This is a genomic window from Micromonospora sp. DT231 (genome assembly GCF_049847025.1).
Taxonomy (GTDB): Bacteria; Actinomycetota; Actinomycetes; order Mycobacteriales; family Micromonosporaceae; genus Micromonospora.
Genome location: NZ_JBNCNO010000012.1, coordinates 202,028 through 222,853, shown reverse-complemented (window position 1 = coordinate 222,853; position 20,826 = coordinate 202,028). Strand labels below are relative to the sequence as shown.

Here is a 20,826-nt window from a genome sequence, read left to right as displayed (position 1 = left end):
ACAAAAGAAACGTGTCAACGCTGTTCCGGCAACTCGGCGTCGCTGTCCACCGGAGGCCCCTCGTCCTCCAGGAAGTCGAGCGAGTCGGTCGGGCGAACGGCGGCGGCGAGTCGCTCGGCGCACTCCGCGAGGAACGCGACCGCGTCCTCCACCACCTCGGACTCGAGGCGACCAGGGGCGAAGGGCACCGGCAGGGCGCAGCCGTTGCGGCGCTCGACGGTCTGACCAGGGAATGCCCGGCGGGCGACTTCCGCTGGGCCGTTCCACCACCGCAGCCAGAGCGGGCTGGTGCCGTGCTCGGCGAACAGTGGCAGTGACACGACCAGTCCGGTGTAGATGTTCGACAGGCGCATCGCGGGCCCGCCCCACATCGCCCCGGAGGCCTTCGAATTCCTCGTGGCGGTCGCGCGCGTGGCCACGCCATGTTTCTGCGCCACCGACCTGATCGTCATCGCGACGTCGTAGATCGCGACCCACTGCCGCGCGGCATGCTGATCGGTCACGTCGCCCACCGACCACGGGACGAAGCCGTGCCGGTCGACCTCCGCGATCAGGGCGCGGAACTGGCGGACGTCCTCGGCGAGGTTCTTTCCACCTGCCTGTTCGAGGACGTCGCACACGGCGACCCAATCGGTCAGGGCGACCACCTGACCGGACCGGGTGTCGGCGAACCGCCACCGACCAGCGACGGGGCGCGGGTCGGCCTCCGAGGTGTGGCAGACCTCGCGCCACAGCGACTCCACGCGTCGCTGCGGGCACACCCACACCAGAACACCCCGGCACGGGTTGGCGGTGCCGCGGGTCCTGTGCTGGTCCAGCAGGCGCTGAAGGTATCGGTCGTTCGCCTGCGCATCGGTCAGCCCAGCCCAGAATTTGCCCTCGACGTGGACGACTTCGCGATACTCATCCCGCCCGACGACATCCGGCCGACTGTCGCCGTCCGCAGCCTGGGTGAGGTAGCGCAGCGGCCGGGGCAACTCGGCGACACCCGATCCGATCGCCGCCGTGAGGGCAGCCGCCGCATTCGGGTCCGACAGCAGGTGCCCAAGAGCATCCGTCGCCACCGTCTCCCGCAGCGCTCCGAGCTGACCTGCGAGTCGGGCAAGCAACGCCATCGAGAACCTCCGTGTCACGCAGCCGCAACGCCTCTGGCGACTCTATGGCGTCGTATCAATCGGCCTCGAAGTGGGCGGGAACATGTCGATCCAGACGGCCGTTGCCGGCCAGGGGCGCAACTGTCGGGCGGCGGCGAGGTCGGCGACCTGTCCGGCGTTACCCTCGCGGAGGGTCAGGTGCCTGACCTCATCGAGTTGGCCTCTCGGTCTTGGCCCGAGCGTGCGCGCCGACTGTCTGCGAGGGAGCACCGTGGTCGCTGACGCCGTCCCGACCGGCAGCCCGGAGACGATCCTCGTCTGCGTCCGGGGTAACTCCGGCTCGGGTAAGAGCAGCATCGCTCGCGAGCTACGGCGTCGGCACGGCCGGGGCTGTGCGCTTGTCGAGCAGGACTACCTGCGCCGCATCGTGCTCCGGGAGCGGGACAGACCGGGCGGCGCGGCACCGGAGCTGATCGGGCAGACCGTCAGGTTCGCGCTCGACCATGGCTACCACGTGGTGCTGGACGGCATCATGCACGCCGATCGCTATCGGAGCATGCTGACGGGCCTGCGGGACGGTCACCGGGGGCGGTCGCTGTTCTGCTACCTCGACGTTTCCCTGCCGGAGACGCTGCGGCGGCACCTCACGCGTCCGCAGGTGAGTGAGTTCAGTGCCGAGCAGATGAGCGGTTGGTACGCCGGGCACGACGTTCTGGGCTGGTCCGACGAGCTGGTCCTGCCGGAGAGCACCGGGCTGGAGGAGGCCGTTCAGGCCATCGCCGCGGCCGCGGGACTGCCCCAGACCGGCCGTGACGACGACATCCTCCCGGTCGTTCCGTAGACCCGAGCCTGTCCGATCACACCTTGAGGACGTCCACGTCGTACAGCGCTATCGACGCGTCGCGGGAGGCCAAGGTCAGATTTTCGGTGATTGCTTGGGCCACCAGCATGCGGTCGAAGGGATCGCGGTGATGTGATGGCAGACGACCGGCGGCGATGGCGTGGGTGTAGGTCACCGGGAGTTCCCGGAAGCCCATGTCTCTTACCCGCGCCGCAAGGTCAGGGGGTCCGCCGAGTTTCCCCGCGCTCTGTTTGATGGTGATCTCCCACAGGGTGACCGGGGAGAGGAAAATGTCCGGCTCGTGTCGCAGTCGGTCGAGGAATTCGGTGCCGAGGGTCGGGTCGCCGGTGATGGCCCAGAGCGCGACGTGGGTGTCCAGCAGCAGGGTCATGCGCCGATGCCGAAGTCGGTGGCGATCTCGGCGTTGGTCCGTGGTGAATCCCAGTCGCCGGACAGGTCCAGTTGGCCGGCGAGGGAGCCTACTGCGGTGCGATTGGCCCGCCGGACCAGCGGTACGACCTTCGCCACCGGGGTGCCCGCCCGGTCGATGATGATCTCCTCGCCGTGTTCCACCCGTTCGATGATGCGAGACAGATGGGTCTTGGCGTCATGCATGTTGTAGTGCACGGCCTCAGTCGACATGGCGTGACCCCCTTGCTTAGCTAAGCAATTAGTCTAGCCGGCTTGGCCGCATACGCCAGCGGCTTGGCTGTTCGGGTTCGGACAACGCTCGGTCGGCATTCGGGACGACAACCGCTCACGCTTGACACTAACCGTCAAGCGCTTGACGATGGGTGTCAAGCGAAGGGGGGGTTGGTGTGCCACCGGAGGACGAGGAACTTGTCGCACAGCTCGTCAGATTGATCGACGTTCGGCTGCTCGATCCGCTCGAGATCCTGGTCGACGGTCACCCGGCAGTCGACTCGCTGCGTGTTGTCGTACGTGAGCGGGCGCGCTCCTGGGCCGCCACGCTGGTCGGTGGCGACGAGCAGGCCGCGTACGGCGTGATCGTCCGGGCCATCTCGACGCTCTGTCCCGGCGACGGCCCGTTCAACCCGCCCCTCGACTGGTGGCGCACGCCGCTGGGCCAGATCGTCGCGCGACGGGTGGGCCACCCCACCGCCGAATCGGTGTCGTACGCGGTGGCCGGCGCCATGCTCGGCATCACCCGCCAGGGAGTTCACGACCTGGCCTCCCGTGGCAAGCTCGCCCGCCATCCCGAGGGTGGCGTGCGGTCCGCCGCCGTCCGCGACCGACTGCTCCGGGAAGGAACCCGACGTGCCTGATCCCCTCGTCAGCTCCGGCCGCGTGCCGATCGCGTACCGCGACTTCGGTGGATCGGCCCCCTCGCTGTTGCTGCTGCACGGTGCGGGCGGCAACCTCGCCCAGTTGACGACGCTGGCCGAGGAGTTGCGGCAGGCGTACCGGGTGGTCGCCGTCGACCTGCGCGGCCACGGGCGGTCCGGCGACGGCCCGTGGCGGTGGGACGAGGTGTTGGACGACCTGGCCGTCGTCGCCGACGCCCTCGGTCTCGACCGCCCCGCGGTGGTCGGGGTCTCCCTCGGTGGGATGCTGGCCGCGCTCTGGGCGCAGCGTCACCCGGAGTGTCCCGGCGCGGTCAGCCTGGACGGAAACCCTCCGCCGAGCCGCCCGGAGCAGCTCGCCGGGATGGACCCGGGGCAGGCGGCGACGGCGCTCGCCGAGCTGCGGGCCGTCTTCGACGGGATGGCCGCGGTGATGGCCGAGCCGCTCACCGCCGAACGGCTGGCCGCGGCGCTGGCCGGGCAGCGGGCGACGGCCCGGCGGTACGGTGCCGATCCGGCGGACTGGGTGGCGGCCTTCGAACGGAACCTCGTGCCGTGCGACGACGGCCGTAACCTGCTGCGCCCCGATCCGGAGCTGACCGTGCGGTTGCGGGAGGCGATGGGGTCTCTCGACCTGGTCCCGGCCTATCGGGACACCCGATGCCCTCTGCTGCTCGTCCTCGCCACCGAGGACCTGCCCGAGCAGGAACCGTTTTCCGAGGTGTACGCGGCCTACCGCCGGGCGGTCAGGGAGCGACTCGACGCCGTGGACAACCCGCGCCTGCGGGTGCTGGAGCTGGCCGGCGCCAGCCACGCGATGGTCGCCGAACGCCCAGCGGAGTTGGCCGCCATCGTCAGCGACTTCCTCACCGGGGTAGCTCACGGCTGAGCCGGTCGCGGACGCGACGGGCTCGCGTCCGACAGCGCTTTCGGTTAACGCGGCGGCGAGACGTACAACCCGGTGTTGCATCCCGTCTCGCCCGGCTCCAGCCACTCCCGGTCGTACCCCGGTGTCGTGATGGCTCCGTCGGGTTTGCGGACCAGGAGGAGGCAGTCTCGCTCGGCGGGCACGGCCAACACGGCGACCAGGGCGTTCTGGTGGGTGGCCGTGTCGACGGTGACGTGCTTCTCCGGAAAGGCGGCCCGCACCGTGGCCGCGAGGGTGTCGGGCGTGGCGGTCCGCAGTGCCGCGGTGAGCCGGGCGACCGCGTCCACGGGCATTGCCGGGTACGGCTTCGCCCTGGGCACCGGGGGGGTCGCCACCGGCGGGCAGCCGATCTCCTCGGATCTCGTGTTGCGATAGAGCTTCAGCCGGTAGCGGTAGCACCGGGTGGCCTCACCGGCGGAGTGGCCGGGGGCGCCGAAGTTTCCGTAGCTCTCCGGCACCGCCACCGTGAACCGGACGTCGATGGTGGCCTGCTCGTCGGCGAAGACGCGCCCCGACCAGGCCAGCGGTTCACGGTGGGTTCCCGACGTGCCGTCGGTGGCCGGTTCGAGGATCTCGGTCGCGGCGATGTACTCGGCGTCCCGCACCCGATCGCGACCACCGAGCTGCTCTTTGAGGTGCTCCGCCTCGGCCGCGGCCTGATCCCGGGCCATCGAGTCGCCGTCGCCGTACTCCGCGCACCCGGCCGTCAGCAGGCAGAGCGCCAGCACCGCGCAGGCCAGCGACGGAGAGCCGGAGCGACGACGGGTGCCGGCAGGCGGTCGCGGCGTTGACCGCCGCCATCCGCCCGTCCGCGTCCGGGGCGCCACCGGGCCCTGGTGTACGTCGTCCGAGGTGGTCCGATGCGGATCAGCCATGGCGTCGAGCCTGCCCGGCGGCGGCAGCGACCGGATGAGTGCCCGTACTCAGCCTGCTGGGCGGGTCGGTCCCGCCGCGCGGATTCATCGGACGATGCCACTGGGGCGTGCGACGGGAGTCGGGCGTTCTGCCCGGTACGAGCGTCTTTGCGCATTGACCACTCTTAATTGACTGTTGCAGTCGTCACACGTTCGACATACAGTCCCTGGGAGAGCTTCGTAGCGATTGGAAAATGAGTGCGGTCGGGCAACAGCAGCCCTCCGCCAGTCCTTTGTGGCGTCGCTGTTCCGTGCTCGTCGCTCGATACCCGCATTCGGCATCCCGTCGACGGCAAGTGGAAGGAACAGCACGTGAAATCAGCCGTATCCACCGCTCGAACGTCATTGTTGGCGCTCGCGGTCTTCGTCTCCGCCGCAGTGCCGGTCGTGCTGACAAATCAGCAGCCGGCCGCAGCCGCGGTCCAGGCGACCTACTATGTCGCCCCGGACGGCAACGACTCCAACGCGGGGACGATCGAATCCCCATTCAAGACCCTGCAACACGCGCGGGATGTCGTCCGCACGGTGAATACGAACATGACCGGCGACATCGACGTGTTGCTGCGCGGTGGGAGTTATCCGATCAGCAGCACCGTCGAATTCGGCACCAGCGATTCGGGCACCAACGGATTCCGGATCAGCTACGGCGCCTACCCCGGTGAGAAGCCGGTCCTCGACGGTGGTGTCCAGGTGACCGGATGGACCCAGCACAGCGGCAATATCTGGAAGGCGCCGCTGGACCGCGCCAACAAGCTGCGTGCGCTGTATGTCAACGACAAGCGTGCCTTCATGGCGTCGAAGACCATCAGCTCGGGGGGCTGTTACGGGACGTACAACATCACGGCCAACCAGGCCGCGTGGGCCTGGGAGTCGGGATCGCAGTGCGACGGCGCCAAATACAACCTGAATGATTTCCCCGCCGTCGCCCGCAACCAGGACGACATCGAGATCGAGACGGGCACGACCTGGACCACGGCCATCGTGGGCGTCCGCCAGGTGACCACGAGTTCCGACGGCGCGAACCGGGTCGCCCTGTTCCAGCAGCCGGGTGCGGCGATCGCCCAGGGCTCGTTCAACGGCAACGCCCAGGTGGGCGGCACCCACAAGCTCATGAACGCCTACGAGTTCCTGGACGCACCGGGCGAGTTCTTCTTCGACAAGGGCACCAAGACGGTCTACTACTACAAGGCCAGTGCCGAGAACATGTCGACCGCGTCGGTCTACGCGCCCAACAACCTCACCACCGTGCTGCGGGTCGCCGGCACCTCGACCAGCAGCCACGCGCGCAACATCACGTTCTCCGGGCTGACGGTGCAGCACTCCGACTGGAACCTGTTCAACGTCGCCGGCTCGTCCTTCAAGCAGGCGCAGCAGGGCAACCTCGGTGCCCAGGTGTACGCGAAGGGCAACTTCCACGTCTACTACTACCGCAACGTGGACGTCACTCCCGGCATTCTCCAGGTGCAGAACGCCGACGGGATCCTCCTGCAACGCAACCGGATCCAGCACACCGGTGCCGACGGGATCAGCATGGTCAACGACGTGCAGGGCTCGCAGTTGATCGGCAACTCCACCAACGACATCGCGGGCTCCGCGATCCTGGTGGGCCACCCCCAGCACGTCTACATCGGTGACGGCACGTCGACGAACCGCGAGAAGTACTCCGCGCAGGTCGAGGGGCTGCCGAAGAACATCGACATCAAGAACAACTATCTGTACGACAGTGCCGTCCTGTTCAACGGGCACAGCGCCATCTCGGCCTACTTCGCGGACACCCTCACCATCCAGCACAACCGGATCGAGAAGACTCCGTGGTCGGGCATCACCCTCGGCTGGGGCTGGTGGAACTTCGACGGGTCATCGGGCTCGATCGTGCCCAACCGACCCACCACGACGGCCCGAAACAACAACATCAGCTACAACCACATCATCGACACGGTGCAGCGCCTCAGTGACACGGCCCCCATCTACACGCTCGGCAGTCAGCCGGGGACGATGATCACCAACAACTATCTCCAGGGCGTGCCGTCGGGCCACAAGTACGGGCTGCACCCGGACGAGGGATCGGCGTTCATCACGTTCCGCGACAACGTCCTGAGCATCGACAAGAACGTCACGTGGATGATCAACTCGGACGACTTCGGCCGGAAACACGATCTGAGCATCACGCAGATCTACGGCCCGATCAACAAGGTCTCGAACAAGAACCTGCCGAACAGCACCGTCGCCGACATCCTCGTCTCCTCCGACTATGTCTGGCCGGCTGCGGCGTACAGCATCGCCGCGAACTCCGGCCTTGAGGACGCGTACCGGGACATCGTCCCGGCGAGCACCTTCTCCGCCCCGAACTACGTGCTGCCGGCCAGCACGTTCGTCGCAGGCGCCACGGCGTCGATCCCGATCCGGAGCACCGGCGACGCCACCAGGTCGGTCTGGCTGGCGCCGTCCGGCACGACCACCTTCACCGCCGGGGCGACGATGACCAGGGCGGCCGGCAACGCCACGTCCATCGCCGTGCCGACGACCCAGGGCGAGTACCGGCTCTACGTCGTCGACGCACAGGGCAACCGGTCGGCGGAGTCGACATTCCTCGTCCGGCAACAGCAGGGTGGCGGCGGCACGGGGGCCGGGCAGCTCGTGGGTGGCCAGTCCGGCCGCTGTGTCGAGGTGCCCAACTCCTCGACCACGAACGGCACCCAGACGCAACTCTGGGACTGCTCCACCGGCGCCAACCAGCGCTGGACCCAGACCGCCAGCAAGCAGCTGACCGTGTACGGCAACAAGTGCCTGGACGCGTCCGGGGCCGGTACGGCCAACGGCACCGCGGTCATCATCTGGGACTGCCACGGCGGCACGAACCAGCAGTGGAACGTCAACAGCAACGGCACCATCACGAACGCCCAGTCCGGGCTCTGCCTCGATGCCAACGGCGCCGCCACCGCCAATGGCACCAAGGTGATCCTCTGGTCGTGCAACGGCGGCGCGAACCAGCGGTGGACGCTGCGTAGCTGACCGACCAGACCCCGGGGCCAGGCCGACACGGGCCTGGCCCCGGGCTATTTCTGGTAGCCGTAGTTGTCGCAGGTCCGGCGGCCGAGGACGCAGTTCTTGGTGCGCTTGTTCATGGTGGCGACGTCCCACATCACGAACGCGTCGCCGTGCATCGACGAGGCGCTCTTGCCCTCCTTGTCGGAGGAGAGGTAGTAGCCCGCCGGGGTGCCCTTCGCCGGGTACTGGATGTCGAAGGTGATCGCCGGAATCCGGACCGGATGGCTGGGCGGGCAGGCGTCGCCGCTGCCGTACGCCACATGGTCCTTGTGGTTGGGGCTGTCCAGGTGCGTGCCGTCCCAGCAGTCGGGGAACTGCATCATGAAGTGCAGCGTCGCGTCCCCTCCGCAGATGGGCCAGTTGCCGTTGGTGCTGCGGGCCACGCCGTCGAGATCCCCCGGGCCGTAGAAGGCGCAGTAGAACTGCCCGGTCGCGCCGCGCGGTGTCGGCTTCTTCTTCTTGGCGTCGCCGGAGATCATGCGGAGGCCGTTGGGCAGCGGCATCTGGCCTGTCGAGTTCTTGGCGAGCGATCGGTAGTAGACCCGGAAGCCCGTGGTCTCGACCGGCTTGCCCGTCGCGTTGTCGTAGAGCGTGGGCACCCAGTAGGCGGAGTGGTCCTGCGCCGGCTTGCAGGAGGTGGCCGTGAACGTCGTCAGGTCACCGGCGACGGTGTTCGCGTCGACGGCCTTGTTGCCGACGAAGGAGTGCATGTGTGAGGCGCCCGGTAGGCCGGGAGCGACGATCGGGTCATCCGGCAACCGGTGGCTGTACTGGCAGTCCGCGCGAAACTCCGGCAGGTTGCCCACACCGGCCGGGACCGGATCGATCGTCAACGCCCGGTACGCGTCGGCCTGCGCCGTCCAGGCCGCGCGGTCGACGGGAATCCAGCCGGTAGTGGGGATCTTCGGCGCGACGGCGGTGGACGGGGTCGCGGCGATCGACGGGGTCGTGGAGGCCAACGGCGTCGCGACGGCCGACGCTGCCGCAGGGGACTCGGTGGGTCGGGCCGACGGAGACGGGTAATCCACGGCGTTGGCCGCGTTCGACGGCTCGGGCGGCACCCCGCCGTTGCCCAGGTACATGCCCCCGGCCGCGACGACGAGCAGCACCGCCGCTCCGGCGGCCACGCCGAGTTTGGTGCGGGCCGGCCACCCCGGCAGGCGGTGACGTGACGGCGGCGGGCTCTCGTACGACACCTGTCACTCCCAACGAGCCGACATGAGGCTGACCCGAACGGCCACGGCCGCCGAATGGTAGGTGCCCGCCGCCCGTACTCGACAGTTCCTTAAACCTTCCTTAAAGTACGCTTGCCTCGGTGTCCACACAGGTCGGTGCGTCGCCCCTGGCCACGGCCGCAGCACAGCCGAAAGTCGTGGATTACCGTTCCCCGGGGTGATATGTATCGCTTTCCCAACCCGTCGAAGGCGAAGGTTGCCTCGGGCTACCGTGTCCCCGGTTCAAGTGATCAACGTGAGCGGTCGACACGCGACCGGACTCACGGGAACCGGGTTGCACACCCGAAGGAGGTTCCATGGCTCGCACCCGCATGGTTGGGGCGCTCGCCGCTGTCCTCGTCCTACCGGCTCTCACCGTCGTGGCCGTGACGTCACCGGCGTCGGCGGAAGCCGTCGCGCCGAAGGCCGCCCCGCCGAGTGACATGCGTGAGCTCACCCGGAAGGACTTCACGCTGGACGGTCGGCCGATCGAGACGCCCGCGCGGTACCAGCCGCGCACCGGCGCGCGGCGGCAGGCGCAGTCGGTCGAGACGCCGGCGGTCGGCACCGTCCGTCAGTGGCTCGGCCTCGACGACGTCCAGGGCTCGGTCTACCGCAAGGACTACACGCTGCGGGCCGTCGGTGAGCACATCGAGGTCTGGGTCGCCAACGACCTGGCGTTCCCGGCCGGTGACTGCCGGGCGCAGGTGCCGTCGTCGACGCAGATCACCGACGCGCAGGTGAAGCACCTGGTCGACGAGTTCGACACGAACATGTACCCGAAGGAGACGAACGCCTTCAGCACCCCACCGGACCGGGACGGCACCAACGCCCAGATCGGACCGGACGCCAACGGCGACGGCGGGGTCTACACCGGTGCCGGCAACAAGACCGTCACGCTCGTGGACAACGTGCGGGACGACAACTACTACACGTTCCCGGCCGCGCCGACGTACATCGCCGGGTTCTTCTCCGCGCAGTTCAACGAGCTGCTCGACCGCAACGTGATGACCGTCGACGCGTTCGACTGGCTGCACCGCATGACGCCGAACCCGCCGGACGAGCCGACGAGCGACCTATGCACCAGCCGGGGCGCCCGGCCGAACAGCTACGAGGGCACGTTCGCGCACGAGTGGCAGCACCTCGCGCACTACTACGCGGACCCGTTCGAGGGTAACTGGATCAACGAGGGTCTCTCCGACTTCGCCATGTCGTTGACCGGGTACAGCGACTCGAAGGCCACGGTCTTCGACCGCGGCGCCGACAGTCACCTCTACTGCTACCAGGGGTTCGGCACGGTCCAGACGCCGTACAACACCAACCCGCGCGACTGCGGCGGACCGGAGAACTCCCTCACCCTGTGGGACGAGAGCCCCAACCCGAACGCGGTCCTCGCCGACTACGGCAGCGCGTACTCGTTCATGCTCTTCCTGTACGACCGCTACGGCGCCGCCTTCATGTCCCGGCTGCACCGCGACGGTGCCCGGCAGGGCCTCGCGAGCCTGGACGCCGAGCTGGAGACGGTCGGGGTCCACGACGTCTACCAGGTCATCCACGACTTCCAGTCGATGACGCTGCTCGACAAGCTCGTCGGCGAGTCGAAGTTCGGCATCACCCTCGGCGTCGCCAAGAGCCGGGTCACCACGCCGAGCCTGCGCTCCACGGTCAACCTGGCCAGCACGACGGCCAACGGTACGCCGGGCGCTGCCCCGAACGGAGCCGACTACGTGCCGCTGGGCACGGCCAAGGGCAAGGTGCTCAGCGGTCGCGACCTGCGGTCGGTGAAGTTCCAGGGCGCGAAGACCCTGCCCGCGCTCCCGCTGTCGTGGACGACCACCACCCAGGACCCGGACCGGCCGGGCAACGCGGTGCTCTTCTCCGGCAACGCCAACAGCCTCGACTCGGCGGCGGTCACCTCGGTTGCCGTGCCGACCACCGACCCGACGCTGCGGTTTGAGGCCAAGTACGGGGCCGAGCTCGGCTACGACTACGGCTACGTCACCGTGTCGACGGACGGCGGCGCCACGTACACGGCGATCCCCGGTGACAAGACCGTCGACGGGCCGCGCGGTCCGGCGCTCAACGGCACGACGAGCGGCTTCGAGGCGCGCTCGTACGACCTGTCGGCGTACGCCGGGAAGACCGTGCTGCTCGGCTTCGAGTACGTCAGCGACGGCGGCACCAACGAGGGTGGCCTGCTGCTCGACGACATCACCGTCGGCGGGAAGCTGCTCAGCGACGGCACCAGCCTGGCGCCGTTCGACTCGCCGACGGAGATCCGGCCGACCCCGGTCGGCAACTGGAACCTGCGGCTCGTCGGTATCGACGAGAAGCACTCGATCGCCTGGCAGTTCGAGTCCAACGGCCGCTCCGAGGTGACCATCGGCAAGCTTGAGCTGGCCGTGCTGGACGCCTTCCCGAAGGTCGTCGCCGTGGTGGCGTACGACGAGCCGACCGAGCAGGTGCGGCAGTACGCGCCGTACCAGCTCACCGTGAACGGTGTGGTGCAGCCCGGGGGCAGCAGCTCGCTGAGCTGATCCGCACCCCAGGTCGCGGGGCACCCGCCGTCGAGGTCGACGGTGGGTGCCCCGCCCGCTCTGGCGGGGTCGGAAAATGTCGGCCGGAGAGGTGCTGGCGGACCGCGTGCGGGTAATGCGGGGTGATGAAGTCGACCTGGAAGCCCCACGAGAAGCACGGCGGGCTGTCGAGCAAGGACAAGCGCGAGCTGCCGGAGACCGTCTTCGCGTTCCCCCGTGAACGCAAGGAACCGATGACCGACGCGGGTCACGTCCGCAACGCCATCGCCCGGTTCGATCAGGTGCAGGGCGTCACCGACGAGGACCGGGACCTGGCCTTCCAGAACATCCTCGCCGCCGCCAAGCACTACGGCGTCGAGGTCGCCGAGACCAACTGGCGTCAGCTCGGCAAACTCCCGCACACGCCGAACCCCGCCCACTGACCGCCACGGTCGTCCGGGTCAGGCCGGCTTCAGCGAGGCCAGGATCTCTTCGTAGTGCGGGTTCTTCATGACCCCCAGCACGTTGCCGAACGGGTCGACGACCGCCGCGGTGATGAACCCCTCGTCGCCGTGCGGGGTGATCGGCTGGTACTCGGTGGCGCCCAGCGCCAGCAGTCGGTCGACGGTGGCGTCGAGGTCGTCGACGTACCAGTGCATGACCACGCCACCGGGCCCCGTCGCGGCCCCGGGCGGCGCGAACCTGCGGTCGATGATGCCCAACTCCGCCTGGTAGTCGCCGATCCGGAACTCGGTGTAGGCCGGGCGTCCGTCCGGCCCGGGGCGCGAGAAGTACGCCTCGACGCCGAGGAAGTCGGCGTACCAGGCGGTTGCCGCCTCCACGTCGTCGGCCCAGATGTTGAGTGTGGCAAATCCCCGTAGACTCATCAGAAATTCCTTCCGTCGATGTCTTCGAGATGACGCTATCGGCGATCGCGGAAGCTCTGCTTCCGCAATAGTCGGCGTGTTCGCAGAAGTTGCGTGTAGCCCTCCCCTTGGCCGGGTAGTCGCCGCCGTTGCCATCACGAGCGGCGGGGGTCAGCGTGGAAGCGAGGTATCCGGCGATCGAGGCGCACGGTCTGATCGGTGACCTGCAGACCGCCGCACTGATCAGCGCCGACGGCTCGGTCGACTGGTTCTGTGCGCCCCGCTTCGACTCACCGAGCGTCTTCGGCGCGCTGCTCGACCACGACCGGGGCGGCCATTTCCGGCTCACGCCCGACGGCGTCGACTACACGAGCAAACAGCTCTACCTGCCCGGTACGCCGATCCTGATCACCCGCTTCCACAGCGCCGACGGCGTGGGCGAGTTGTTGGACTTCATGCCCGTCACCGGCGAACGTGCCACCGACCGGCACCGGTTGATCCGGCTGGTGCGGATGGTCCGGGGGAGCATGCGGTTCCGCTTCGACTGCCGCCCACGGTTCAACTACGGGCGCGACTCGTACGAGATCGAGGTGCACCCCGAGGGTGACGTCTTCCGGAGCCCGACCCTCACCCTGACCCTCACCCCGTTCCGAGACTCGGAACGGAAATTCGACGCGCGGGGAATCCGGCGCGACGCCGAGGGGGTGTCCGCGTCGTTCACCCTGCACGCGGGCGACATCGGCGGGGTCGTCCTGGAGACGGCCTGCCCGCACGCGCCCCGGGCGATGAGCACCGAGGAGGCGTGCGACCTGCTCGCCCAGACCCGCGACCACTGGCGGCGGTGGGTGGGCCGCTCCCGCTACAAGGGTCGCTGGCGGGAGGTGGTCGAGCGGTCGGCGATGACGCTCAAGCTGATGACGTACGCGCCGACGGGCGCACTTGTGGCCGCACCCACCGCCGGGCTGCCGGAGCAGATCGGCGGGCCGCGCAACTGGGACTACCGCTACACCTGGATCCGGGACGCGTCCTTCTCGGTGCACGCGTTGCTGCGCCTGGGCTTCACCGACGAGGCCCAGGGATATCTGTTCTGGCTCAACGATCGCATCCGCGAGGCCCGCGACGACAACCTGCCGCTGCAGGTCATGTACCGGATCGACGGTTCACCAGACCTCGCCGAGGAGGTGTTGGGTCACCTGGAGGGCTACCGGGGCTCCGCGCCGGTGCGGATCGGGAACGGCGCGGCCGGCCAACTGCAACTCGACATCTACGGCGAGGCGCTCGTCTCGTTGGAACTGGCGGACCGGAGCGGGCTGATCGCGCCGTACCAGGGGTGGCGCAAGACGGCAGGGATGATGGACTGGCTCTGCGAGCACTGGAACCAACCCGAGGACGGCATCTGGGAGACCCGGTCCGGCCGGCAGGACTTCACCTACGGGCGGGTGCTGTCCTGGGTCGCGCTCGACCGTGCCATCCGCATCGCGCACCGCCGCGGGCGCCCCGGCGACACCGCCCGGTGGGCCGCCGAACGGGACGCCATCTACGAGCAGGTCATGACCCGCGGGTTCGACCCGGGATGTGGCGCGTTCGTGCAGCACTACGGCTCGGACATCCTGGACGCGTCGCTCCTGGCGATGCCCGGCCTGAACTTCATCTCGCCGACCGACCCGATGTGGGAGTCGACGCTGCGGGCGATGGACGACAGCCTGGTCTCCGACAGCCTGGTCTACCGCTACGACCCGAAGGCCTCACCGGACGGCCTCGCCGGCACCGAGGGCACCTTCAACATGTGCACCTTCTGGTACGTACAGGCGCTGGCGTTGGCCGGTCGGGTCGACGACGCCCGGTTGACGTTCGAGAAGATGCTCACCTACGCCAGCCCGCTCGGCCTGTACTCGGAGGAGATCGCCCCGACCGGTGAGCAGATCGGCAACTTCCCGCAGGCGTTCAGCCATCTCTCGCTGATCAGCACGGCCACCCACCTCGACGACCTGCTCGACAGGGAGCAGTGCTGACCCGCTCGGTCAGAACAGCGTCAGCGGCTCGACGGGAGTCGGCTCGGGCAGCGGGTCCAGCTCGGGTACGCGGGCCCGTACCTCGTCGTGGAACCGGCGGGCGAGCACGGGCGCGTCGGCGTTGTCCGGAGTGTGCAGGAACATGGTCGGCGAGCGCCCCTCCCGCAGCCAGGCCACCGTCACGTCGATCCAGCGCTGCCACCCCTCGACCGTGCGGGCCGGGTCGTCCCGGCCGAGGTAGCGCACGATCGGCCGGTCGGTCAGCGCGAGCGACCGGAGCGGCACGCGCGGTTTCTTGGTCCAGGCGTCCCGCTCGGCGTCGCTGCTGGGTGGGCTCGCGAAGAAGGCCGTCGTGTCGAAGGGGATCCACTCGGCGGACGCGACGGCGAGGGTCGTCTCCAGCAGCCGGGCCGCGTCGGCGTCGGTGAAGAACGCGGGATGGCGGACCTCCACGGCGTACCGGTGCGACGGCGGGAGTTGACCCAGGAAGCGGCGCAGGGTCGGGACGTCGGCGGGGGCGAAGGAGCCGGGCAGTTGGATCCAGAGGGCGTGTACGCGCGGGCCGAGCGGCTCGATCGCGTCCAGGAACGCGCGCAGCGGTTCGCCGACGACGGTGAGCCGGCGTTCGTGGGTGATGACCTTCGGGAGCTTGAGGACGAACCGGAAGTCGGGGTCCGTCTGCGCCGCCCACGACGCCACGGTGTCCCGGGCCGGGGTCGCGTAGAACGTCGTGTTGCCCTCCACGGCGTCACACCAGCCGGCGTAGTGCCGCAGGCGCTCGGCGGGTGGCAGCTGGTGTCCCGGCCACGACCTGTGGCTCCACATCGCGCACCCCACGTGCAGACGCATGCCCGCCCTCTCCGCCGGTGACCCGTGCCTCGACCGGAGCCCACCGTATCGGGGTGCCGCGCCCCTCACCCGCCGGACATCGTCAACTTGAGGTTGACGGAGCCGGATCGTCAACTTATGGTTGACGCATGACAGATCCTCTCCAGATGAGCAACACCGTCAAGCTGGACGACCTGATCCAGGCCATCAAGAAGGCGCACACCGACGCGCTCGACCAGCTCACCGACGCGGTCATCGCCGCCGACCACCTCGGTGAGGTCGCCGACCACCTGATCGGGCACTTCGTCGACCAGGCGCGCCGCTCGGGCGCCTCCTGGACCGACATCGGCCGCAGCATGGGTGTCACCAAGCAGGCCGCCCAGAAGCGCTTCGTGCCGAAGGCCACCGACGGGTCGCCCCTCGACCCGAACGAATCCTTCGGCCGGTTCACCCCCCGGGCCCGCAACGTGGTGATGTCCTCCCAGGAGGAGGCCCGCGCCAGCGGAAGCCCCGAGATCCGCCCCGAGCACCTGGTGCTGGGCCTGCTTGCCGAGCCGGAAGGGCTGGCCGCCAAGGTGATGGCCGGCCGGGGCGCCACTGCCGAGGTGGTGCGGGAGAAGGTCGCCGCCCTCCTCCCGCCACCCGCCGAGCAGGTCCCGGACCTCATCCCGTACGACGCGCGCGGCAGGAAGGCGTTGGAGCTGACCTTCCGGGAGGCGCTGCGCCTCGGGCACAACTACATCGGCACCGAACACATCCTGCTGGCCCTGCTGGAGCAGGAGGACGGCACCGGCGTGCTCACCGATCTCGGCCTGGCGAAGGCGACTGTCGAGGCCGACCTGGCCGCCGCGTTCACGGCACCGAAGTGAGGCCCCGGCGTCAGGGCGCCTCGGGGAAGCCGTAACGCAGGGCGTGCTCCGGATCGGTCGGATCGATCTGGCGCACGCCCGCGTCGGCGAGGCGCTTGTTGACCTCGTCGAGCTGCTCGCGCACCAGCCGGGCCTCCTCCTCGGTGACCCGGCCCCGGTGTGGCTTGCCGGCGTGCTCGAGCGTGCTGTAGTCGATCTTCTCGGCGCTCTTGCGGGCCTTCGGTGGGCGGACCCGCTCGGCCGTCCGCAACAGTTGCGCCATCGGCACGTCGGTGGCCATCGCGTCGAACTCGCTGGCCGTCAACACCACCCGACGCGGCTCGCCGCCACCGTGCCGGTCGTGGATCTCCACCACCGCCACGTCCAGGGCGGCGTCGTCGATGTTTTCCACCTCGCCCGGGGTGGCGTCCAACTGCACGGGCCCGGCGACCAGGTCCGGGTGCTCCAGCACGACGACGCGGACCACCTCGTCCTCCTGCCGCAGAACCGTGCCGGTGAAGTCGGAGACGTGGATCGTCTTCTTGCCCATGCGCGGAGCTTCTCCTGTCGTAGGCCGGATGCCGGACCACAAGAAATTACCCGACAGGTGTGCGAAAGCCCTCGCTGGACCTCCCCGGTGTGTCGCTCGGGCGAAGGTCAGAGGCTGCCCTTCGGTGCCACCCACTCGCTGGGTTGACCGGTGACGGCGGCGATGCGGTCGTAGTCGGCGTCGTAGTGCAGGACGGTCGCGCCGTGCTCCTCGGCGGTCGCCGCGATGATCAGGTCGGGCAGCCGGAAGTTGCGGTGCTGGCTCTCGGCCGCGAGTAGGCGATGAACCGCCGTGGCGCGGTCCATCGCCGCTGCCGACACGTCCATCCACCGCCCTCCACGCAGTGCCTGCCAGAGGATCTCGTACCCCTTCGGGTGGGGTGCGTTGTTGAGGTATTCCAGGCTGGTCATGTGGCAGGCGGCGAGCCGCCCCTCGGCCAGAAGCGACTCGAAGCGCCGCCGGACCGACGCGTGACGCCCCTGCAGAACATAGACCGAGGTGTCCGCAAGATAGATCTGACCAGCCATCAAGCTGCCTCGGCGTTGCGTGCCTGCTCGGCGAGCGAGTCCAGGTCGCGACCGCCACCGTAGCGCCAGGCGTCCACGGACCCGGAGAAGTCCATCTCCACCTGATCGAAGGCGGCAACAACCTCGCGAGCCTGTCGGCGTACGGCGAACGCGTGCAGGGCTGCATTGATGGTGGCCACCTTGGTGTCGGTGCCGAGCACCTCCTTCGCGGCGTCCAGCCACTCGTCGTTCACGTCCACGGTGATGCGAGTCATGGCGTGAAGATACACCAGATTGGGCCCTGCCGAGGCACCAAATTCGAGTGAGGTTTGGTGCGTCAGAGCGTGTTCAGGCGGTGCTGACTCGAACTGCCGGCGGGCAGCTTGTTCAGCCCCGCCCACGACAGGGCGCCCCCGCCGAGCGCTCGGGGATGCCAGTAGCGCGGCTGCGGCGGGATGCCAGCGGTGCCCTCCGTCGCCCGCCAGAGTCGCTCGGGATCCTGCTGGTAGTGGGGGTACTGCTCATTCGGCATGGCCCTACCGTTGCAAACAAAGGTGTCCAGATAAGGACAAACATATGACGGTCGATCGCTGTGTGCGGTCACCGCGCCCCGCCCGGCCCTGCCGGATCGCAGCCCGGCCGGCCCAGCCCGGCGTACGGTGATCCACGACGGGTGGACCGACGGGGAGGTGGACATGCTCGACCGGCGGGTCCAACTGCACCTGGCCACCTGGCTGGGCCAGTGGCCGGCCGGGGCGGGGCTGCACGTGGTCGCCTCGCACCGACGGGCCGCACCGGCCTGGGACGGCCGGCTGCGCCCCGCGCTCGCCGTGGACACCGGGCGCAGTGGCGTGCTGTCCGTCGCGCCGGACCGGGTGGCGGCGATCCGCTCGCTGATCCGGCGTACCCCGGACCGGTTTCTCGCCGCGTTGCCGCAGGCCGTGGGGCTGCCCGAGTGGTGCGTGCACGACGGCCCCTTCCGGTGGAGCGTGTCCCCCGCGCCGCTACCCGACGTGGGGGAGTGGACCCCGCCGACGGCTCCCGGGCTGCCGCCCTGGCTGCGGCTCTTCGACCGGCCGGTGCTCGTGGTGCGCGACCCGGACGGTGGCTACCTGGCCGGCGCCGGGATCAAACGCCACGACGCGTACGGGCACGAGTTGGCCATCGGCACCGCGCCGGTCGCCCGGGGTCACGGCCTCGCCCGCCGACTCGTGGCACAGGCGGCGCGGCGGGTCCTCGACGAGGGGGCGGTGCCGACCTACCTGCACGAGCGGGACAATCTCGCCTCGGCCCGGGTCGCCGACGCGGCCGGTTTCCCGGATCGGGGCTGGCGGGCGTACGGGGTCTATCCGCGCTGAGTGGCGCCGGGCGCTCGCGGACCGTGGATCCCGGGCCGGATCCACGGTCCGCAACCTCCCCCCAGGCCCCGGTTCCGGACGTACCGACCGCGTCGGGTCGGTACGCGTCGATCACGCTACGTATCGAATAGGCGTGGGGCAAGGTGCGAGCTGTCGGTTCGGAGTGTCGAAAAGCGGACTTGACCTGCTTCTTCGCTGATCGCTAGGTGCCGGCCGGGTCAGTGACGGAGCGTGCGAATCAGGTCGAGCACCTGTCGGGTCACCGGCCGGAGAACCCCGAGCCGGGACAGCGCCACGAGCCGGTCGACGAGGGGTACGGCCCCGTCGATGAGCTGACGGGTCTTGGCCTGGCCCGGCGATCGATCGTGCACCCAGTAGAGGATCACGCCCATGTACGCGAGCCAGAGCAGTTCGGGCAGTTGTGGACGAAGCTCGGCGTCGACCTTTGCCGTCGAGCCCGTCAACACCTCGCCGAAGAGCTCGATGGCCGCCTGTCGGGGGGCGGAGGACTCCGCGGAGAAGGGGCTCAGCGGCGAGGTGGGCTCGGCCGCCGTCTTGAAGAAGGTCGCCGCGAACCCGTGCGACGGCGTCAGCACGTCGATCCCCGCGTGCAGCACTCCGGCCAGCCGGGCGGCGAACGCCTCCTCCCGATCGAGCACGGGCTGGGCGGCCGCCCGGTGTTTTACCTGAAACTGGGCGTAGAACTCCTGGATCAGGTGGTCCTTGGAACCGAAGTAGTAGTAGGCGTTGCCGACCGCCACGCCGGCTTCCTGCGCGATCGCCCGCATGGTGGTCTGGGCGTAACCGCGTTCGTTGAACAGCCGCATCGCGGTGTCCCGGATGAGCTGCCGGGTCTGCTCGCCTCGGGCGGTGGTTGGGTCACCCGCAGTGGTCGTCTGCGCAGGCTGCTCGGTCATCGAGGCCACCGTATCCCGCCAGGTCGTTTGTCGGCTCGTCAGACGGGTCGCGGACCCGCTCCCGGATCGCCGAGGCGGCGGCCACCGCCTGTCGGGCGAGGGGCAGCAGGTGCGGTCGGGCCAGTCGCTCGGCCATGGACCGGTGGTCGGCCAGCGCCCACAGGCAGGCGAACCAGGCGCCGTCGCCCGCGTACACCTCACCGGTGTCGGCGATCACGGTGAGGTCGCGCAGCGTCGCGTCGTGGTCCAGGCCGGGGAAGCGCCACCGGGCCTCGGCGGACCCGGCCGGCACGAACTCCAGGGGTACGAGCTGGGCGCGGGAGGTCAACCACCGGCGGGCGGCGCGGCAGAGCGGGCAGGCCGCGTCGAACAGCACGGTGAACCCCCGGATCCCGCCGTCGGTGTGCGCGGCGGGATCCGGGAGCCGACCGACGCCGTCGGTCGGTGGCACGGTCATCGGGTCGGAGGGTTGTTCGCCGGCCCGGCGCCGGGCTGCGGTCCGGCCGGGTGCGGACCGGCCGGGTGCGGACCAGCCGGGTGCGGTCCGGCCGGGTGCGGACCGACGGGCTGGGGTCCGGCCGGGTATGCGCCGGTCGGCTGCGGTCCGGTCGGGTACGCGCCGACCAACTGCGGTCCGACCGGGGCGGGCTGCATGGGAAGTCGGCCGATCGGGGCGATCGGGGGATGGGTGGCGAGCTGGCGGAGGCGGGTTCGGCGGTAGCGGCCCAGGGCGAAGACGTTGAAGAAGTGCAGCGCGCCCAGCACCAGCAGGACCAGGCCGACCTTGAGGGACAGTTCCTCCATGGCCTGGCTTGTCGACACCACCGCGTCGGAGTGCCTCATCGCCACCGTGACGTAGCCGAGGTTGAGCAGGTAGAACCCGACGACCAGGAGGCTGTTGACCGCTCGGGCGAGTCGTTCCTCGGCGAACACCTCCTCCAGGAAGACCAGCCCGTTGCGCGACAGTGCCCGCGCCACCCAGATGGTCAGGCTGACGCTGACCGCGAGGTAGATCACGTACATCCAGACCTTGGTGTCCATGTGGACGCCCTTCTTGAACGTGTTCAACTACCGACGTCGTC

General features: G+C 69.4%; 23 protein-coding genes. 9 read left to right on the top strand and 14 right to left on the bottom strand.

Annotated features, from left to right (window positions below; translation table 11 throughout):
- Positions 1 to 14: 14 nt before the first annotated feature.
- Positions 15 to 1,115, bottom strand: coding sequence for a hypothetical protein (locus tag ACPXBU_RS26960; RefSeq protein ID WP_393372553.1), 1,101 nt, complete (start codon positions 1,113 to 1,115; stop codon positions 15 to 17).
- Positions 1,116 to 1,365: 250 nt separating this feature from the next.
- Between ACPXBU_RS26960 and ACPXBU_RS26955 the strand changes: the two genes are divergently transcribed.
- Entirely contained in the window at positions 1,366 to 1,935 is a 570-nt protein-coding gene (locus tag ACPXBU_RS26955; protein WP_425760194.1) for a kinase, read from the top strand.
- A 16-nt stretch (positions 1,936 to 1,951) separates the two neighbouring features.
- Here the strand turns inward: ACPXBU_RS26955 and ACPXBU_RS26950 are convergent, their stop codons facing one another.
- Entirely contained in the window at positions 1,952 to 2,326 is a 375-nt protein-coding gene (locus tag ACPXBU_RS26950) for a type II toxin-antitoxin system VapC family toxin (protein ID WP_393372557.1), read from the bottom strand.
- Positions 2,323 to 2,577 carry a type II toxin-antitoxin system Phd/YefM family antitoxin gene (locus tag ACPXBU_RS26945; RefSeq protein ID WP_393372559.1) on the bottom strand — a complete coding sequence of 85 codons (255 nt, stop codon included), beginning with the start codon at positions 2,575 to 2,577 and terminating at the stop codon, positions 2,323 to 2,325. Before ACPXBU_RS26945 ends, ACPXBU_RS26950 begins: the two co-directional genes overlap by 4 nt.
- A 176-nt stretch (positions 2,578 to 2,753) precedes the next feature.
- Here ACPXBU_RS26945 and ACPXBU_RS26940 point away from each other — a divergent pair, with 176 nt between their 5' ends.
- Positions 2,754 to 3,221, top strand: coding sequence for a hypothetical protein (locus ACPXBU_RS26940; RefSeq protein ID WP_393372561.1), 468 nt, complete (start codon positions 2,754 to 2,756; stop codon positions 3,219 to 3,221).
- The gene (locus tag ACPXBU_RS26935; protein ID WP_425760193.1) at positions 3,214 to 4,128 is read left to right on the top strand and encodes an alpha/beta fold hydrolase; all 915 of its coding nucleotides are present in this window, start codon (positions 3,214 to 3,216) and stop codon (positions 4,126 to 4,128) included. Before ACPXBU_RS26940 ends, ACPXBU_RS26935 begins: the two co-directional genes overlap by 8 nt.
- A 44-nt stretch (positions 4,129 to 4,172) precedes the next feature.
- Here the strand turns inward: ACPXBU_RS26935 and ACPXBU_RS26930 are convergent, their stop codons facing one another.
- Entirely contained in the window at positions 4,173 to 5,042 is an 870-nt protein-coding gene (locus tag ACPXBU_RS26930) for a hypothetical protein (protein WP_425760192.1), read from the bottom strand.
- 351 nt (positions 5,043 to 5,393) lie between these two features.
- Between ACPXBU_RS26930 and ACPXBU_RS26925 the strand changes: the two genes are divergently transcribed.
- Positions 5,394 to 8,093: an RICIN domain-containing protein gene (locus tag ACPXBU_RS26925; protein WP_425760191.1), complete on the top strand. Its 2,700-nt coding sequence runs from the start codon at positions 5,394 to 5,396 to the stop codon at positions 8,091 to 8,093.
- 44 nt (positions 8,094 to 8,137) lie between these two features.
- On the opposite strand, the gene ACPXBU_RS26920 is transcribed toward ACPXBU_RS26925, so the two are convergent.
- Positions 8,138 to 9,325, bottom strand: a complete 1,188-nt coding sequence (locus ACPXBU_RS26920) for a DUF1996 domain-containing protein (RefSeq protein ID WP_425760190.1) — start codon at positions 9,323 to 9,325, stop codon at positions 8,138 to 8,140.
- Between the two features lie 335 nt (positions 9,326 to 9,660).
- Between ACPXBU_RS26920 and ACPXBU_RS26915 the strand changes: the two genes are divergently transcribed.
- Together ACPXBU_RS26915 and ACPXBU_RS26910 are read left to right on the top strand one after the other, a co-directional pair.
- Positions 9,661 to 11,880: a peptidase M6 immune inhibitor A gene (locus tag ACPXBU_RS26915; protein ID WP_425760189.1), complete on the top strand. Its 2,220-nt coding sequence runs from the start codon at positions 9,661 to 9,663 to the stop codon at positions 11,878 to 11,880.
- A gap of 125 nt (positions 11,881 to 12,005) precedes the next feature.
- The gene (locus ACPXBU_RS26910) at positions 12,006 to 12,302 is read left to right on the top strand and encodes a DUF6582 domain-containing protein (protein WP_357250826.1); all 297 of its coding nucleotides are present in this window, start codon (positions 12,006 to 12,008) and stop codon (positions 12,300 to 12,302) included.
- An 18-nt stretch (positions 12,303 to 12,320) separates the two neighbouring features.
- Here ACPXBU_RS26910 and ACPXBU_RS26905 read toward each other — a convergent pair whose 3' ends face one another.
- Complete coding sequence (locus ACPXBU_RS26905) at positions 12,321 to 12,746, bottom strand: VOC family protein (protein WP_393372589.1); 426 nt, start codon at positions 12,744 to 12,746, stop codon at positions 12,321 to 12,323.
- A gap of 155 nt (positions 12,747 to 12,901) precedes the next feature.
- On the opposite strand from ACPXBU_RS26905, the gene ACPXBU_RS26900 reads away from it, so the two are divergent.
- Positions 12,902 to 14,737 (top strand): glycoside hydrolase family 15 protein, encoded by a 1,836-nt coding sequence (locus ACPXBU_RS26900; RefSeq protein ID WP_425760188.1) that lies wholly within the window; start codon positions 12,902 to 12,904, stop codon positions 14,735 to 14,737.
- A gap of 9 nt (positions 14,738 to 14,746) precedes the next feature.
- Here ACPXBU_RS26900 and ACPXBU_RS26895 read toward each other — a convergent pair whose 3' ends face one another.
- Positions 14,747 to 15,562: a DUF72 domain-containing protein gene (locus ACPXBU_RS26895; protein WP_425760224.1), complete on the bottom strand. Its 816-nt coding sequence runs from the start codon at positions 15,560 to 15,562 to the stop codon at positions 14,747 to 14,749.
- Positions 15,563 to 15,714: 152 nt separating this feature from the next.
- Here ACPXBU_RS26895 and ACPXBU_RS26890 point away from each other — a divergent pair, with 152 nt between their 5' ends.
- The gene (locus ACPXBU_RS26890) at positions 15,715 to 16,434 is read left to right on the top strand and encodes a Clp protease N-terminal domain-containing protein (protein ID WP_425760187.1); all 720 of its coding nucleotides are present in this window, start codon (positions 15,715 to 15,717) and stop codon (positions 16,432 to 16,434) included.
- Positions 16,435 to 16,444: 10 nt separating this feature from the next.
- On the opposite strand, the gene ACPXBU_RS26885 is transcribed toward ACPXBU_RS26890, so the two are convergent.
- The 4 genes from ACPXBU_RS26885 to ACPXBU_RS26870 form a co-directional block, all read right to left on the bottom strand.
- Positions 16,445 to 16,963, bottom strand: coding sequence for a hypothetical protein (locus ACPXBU_RS26885; RefSeq protein ID WP_425760186.1), 519 nt, complete (start codon positions 16,961 to 16,963; stop codon positions 16,445 to 16,447).
- Between the two features lie 107 nt (positions 16,964 to 17,070).
- On the bottom strand, positions 17,071 to 17,490 hold the full coding sequence (locus ACPXBU_RS26880) for a PIN domain nuclease (RefSeq protein ID WP_425760185.1): 420 nt from the start codon (positions 17,488 to 17,490) through the stop codon (positions 17,071 to 17,073).
- Positions 17,490 to 17,744 carry a type II toxin-antitoxin system VapB family antitoxin gene (locus tag ACPXBU_RS26875; RefSeq protein WP_393372603.1) on the bottom strand — a complete coding sequence of 85 codons (255 nt, stop codon included), beginning with the start codon at positions 17,742 to 17,744 and terminating at the stop codon, positions 17,490 to 17,492. The genes ACPXBU_RS26880 and ACPXBU_RS26875 overlap by 1 nt, the downstream gene beginning before the upstream one ends.
- 62 nt (positions 17,745 to 17,806) lie before the next feature.
- Positions 17,807 to 18,001, bottom strand: coding sequence for a DNA repair protein (locus tag ACPXBU_RS26870; RefSeq protein ID WP_393372606.1), 195 nt, complete (start codon positions 17,999 to 18,001; stop codon positions 17,807 to 17,809).
- Positions 18,002 to 18,164: 163 nt separating this feature from the next.
- Between ACPXBU_RS26870 and ACPXBU_RS26865 the strand changes: the two genes are divergently transcribed.
- Complete coding sequence (locus ACPXBU_RS26865) at positions 18,165 to 18,827, top strand: GNAT family N-acetyltransferase (RefSeq protein ID WP_393372608.1); 663 nt, start codon at positions 18,165 to 18,167, stop codon at positions 18,825 to 18,827.
- Between the two features lie 218 nt (positions 18,828 to 19,045).
- Here ACPXBU_RS26865 and ACPXBU_RS26860 read toward each other — a convergent pair whose 3' ends face one another.
- From ACPXBU_RS26860 to ACPXBU_RS26850, 3 genes are read right to left on the bottom strand one after another with little or no spacing between them, the layout of a single operon-like run.
- Positions 19,046 to 19,744 (bottom strand): TetR family transcriptional regulator, encoded by a 699-nt coding sequence (locus tag ACPXBU_RS26860; RefSeq protein ID WP_425760184.1) that lies wholly within the window; start codon positions 19,742 to 19,744, stop codon positions 19,046 to 19,048.
- Complete coding sequence (locus tag ACPXBU_RS26855) at positions 19,707 to 20,201, bottom strand: thiol-disulfide oxidoreductase DCC family protein (protein WP_425760183.1); 495 nt, start codon at positions 20,199 to 20,201, stop codon at positions 19,707 to 19,709. The genes ACPXBU_RS26860 and ACPXBU_RS26855 overlap by 38 nt, the downstream gene beginning before the upstream one ends.
- Complete coding sequence (locus ACPXBU_RS26850; RefSeq protein WP_425760182.1) at positions 20,198 to 20,812, bottom strand: hypothetical protein; 615 nt, start codon at positions 20,810 to 20,812, stop codon at positions 20,198 to 20,200. Before ACPXBU_RS26850 ends, ACPXBU_RS26855 begins: the two co-directional genes overlap by 4 nt.
- Positions 20,813 to 20,826: the final 14 nt, after the last annotated feature.

Bases quoted from the DNA above. Each gene is read 5' to 3' on its own strand.
- ACPXBU_RS26960 (WP_393372553.1), bottom strand. From the start codon at position 1,115: ATGGCGTTGCTTGCCCGACTCGCAGGTCAGCTCGGAGCGCTGCGGGAG.
- ACPXBU_RS26950 (WP_393372557.1), bottom strand. From the start codon at position 2,326: ATGACCCTGCTGCTGGACACCCACGTCGCGCTCTGGGCCATCACCGGC.
- ACPXBU_RS26945 (WP_393372559.1), bottom strand. From the start codon at position 2,577: ATGTCGACTGAGGCCGTGCACTACAACATGCATGACGCCAAGACCCAT.
- ACPXBU_RS26930 (WP_425760192.1), bottom strand. From the start codon at position 5,042: ATGGCTGATCCGCATCGGACCACCTCGGACGACGTACACCAGGGCCCG.
- ACPXBU_RS26915 (WP_425760189.1), top strand. From the start codon at position 9,661: ATGGCTCGCACCCGCATGGTTGGGGCGCTCGCCGCTGTCCTCGTCCTA.
- ACPXBU_RS26910 (WP_357250826.1), top strand. From the start codon at position 12,006: ATGAAGTCGACCTGGAAGCCCCACGAGAAGCACGGCGGGCTGTCGAGC.
- ACPXBU_RS26905 (WP_393372589.1), bottom strand. From the start codon at position 12,746: ATGAGTCTACGGGGATTTGCCACACTCAACATCTGGGCCGACGACGTG.
- ACPXBU_RS26895 (WP_425760224.1), bottom strand. From the start codon at position 15,562: ATGTGGAGCCACAGGTCGTGGCCGGGACACCAGCTGCCACCCGCCGAG.
- ACPXBU_RS26890 (WP_425760187.1), top strand. From the start codon at position 15,715: ATGACAGATCCTCTCCAGATGAGCAACACCGTCAAGCTGGACGACCTG.
- ACPXBU_RS26885 (WP_425760186.1), bottom strand. From the start codon at position 16,963: ATGGGCAAGAAGACGATCCACGTCTCCGACTTCACCGGCACGGTTCTG.
- ACPXBU_RS26880 (WP_425760185.1), bottom strand. From the start codon at position 17,490: ATGGCTGGTCAGATCTATCTTGCGGACACCTCGGTCTATGTTCTGCAG.
- ACPXBU_RS26875 (WP_393372603.1), bottom strand. From the start codon at position 17,744: ATGACTCGCATCACCGTGGACGTGAACGACGAGTGGCTGGACGCCGCG.
- ACPXBU_RS26870 (WP_393372606.1), bottom strand. From the start codon at position 18,001: ATGCCGAATGAGCAGTACCCCCACTACCAGCAGGATCCCGAGCGACTC.
- ACPXBU_RS26865 (WP_393372608.1), top strand. From the start codon at position 18,165: ATGCTCGACCGGCGGGTCCAACTGCACCTGGCCACCTGGCTGGGCCAG.
- ACPXBU_RS26860 (WP_425760184.1), bottom strand. From the start codon at position 19,744: ATGACCGAGCAGCCTGCGCAGACGACCACTGCGGGTGACCCAACCACC.
- ACPXBU_RS26855 (WP_425760183.1), bottom strand. From the start codon at position 20,201: ATGACCGTGCCACCGACCGACGGCGTCGGTCGGCTCCCGGATCCCGCC.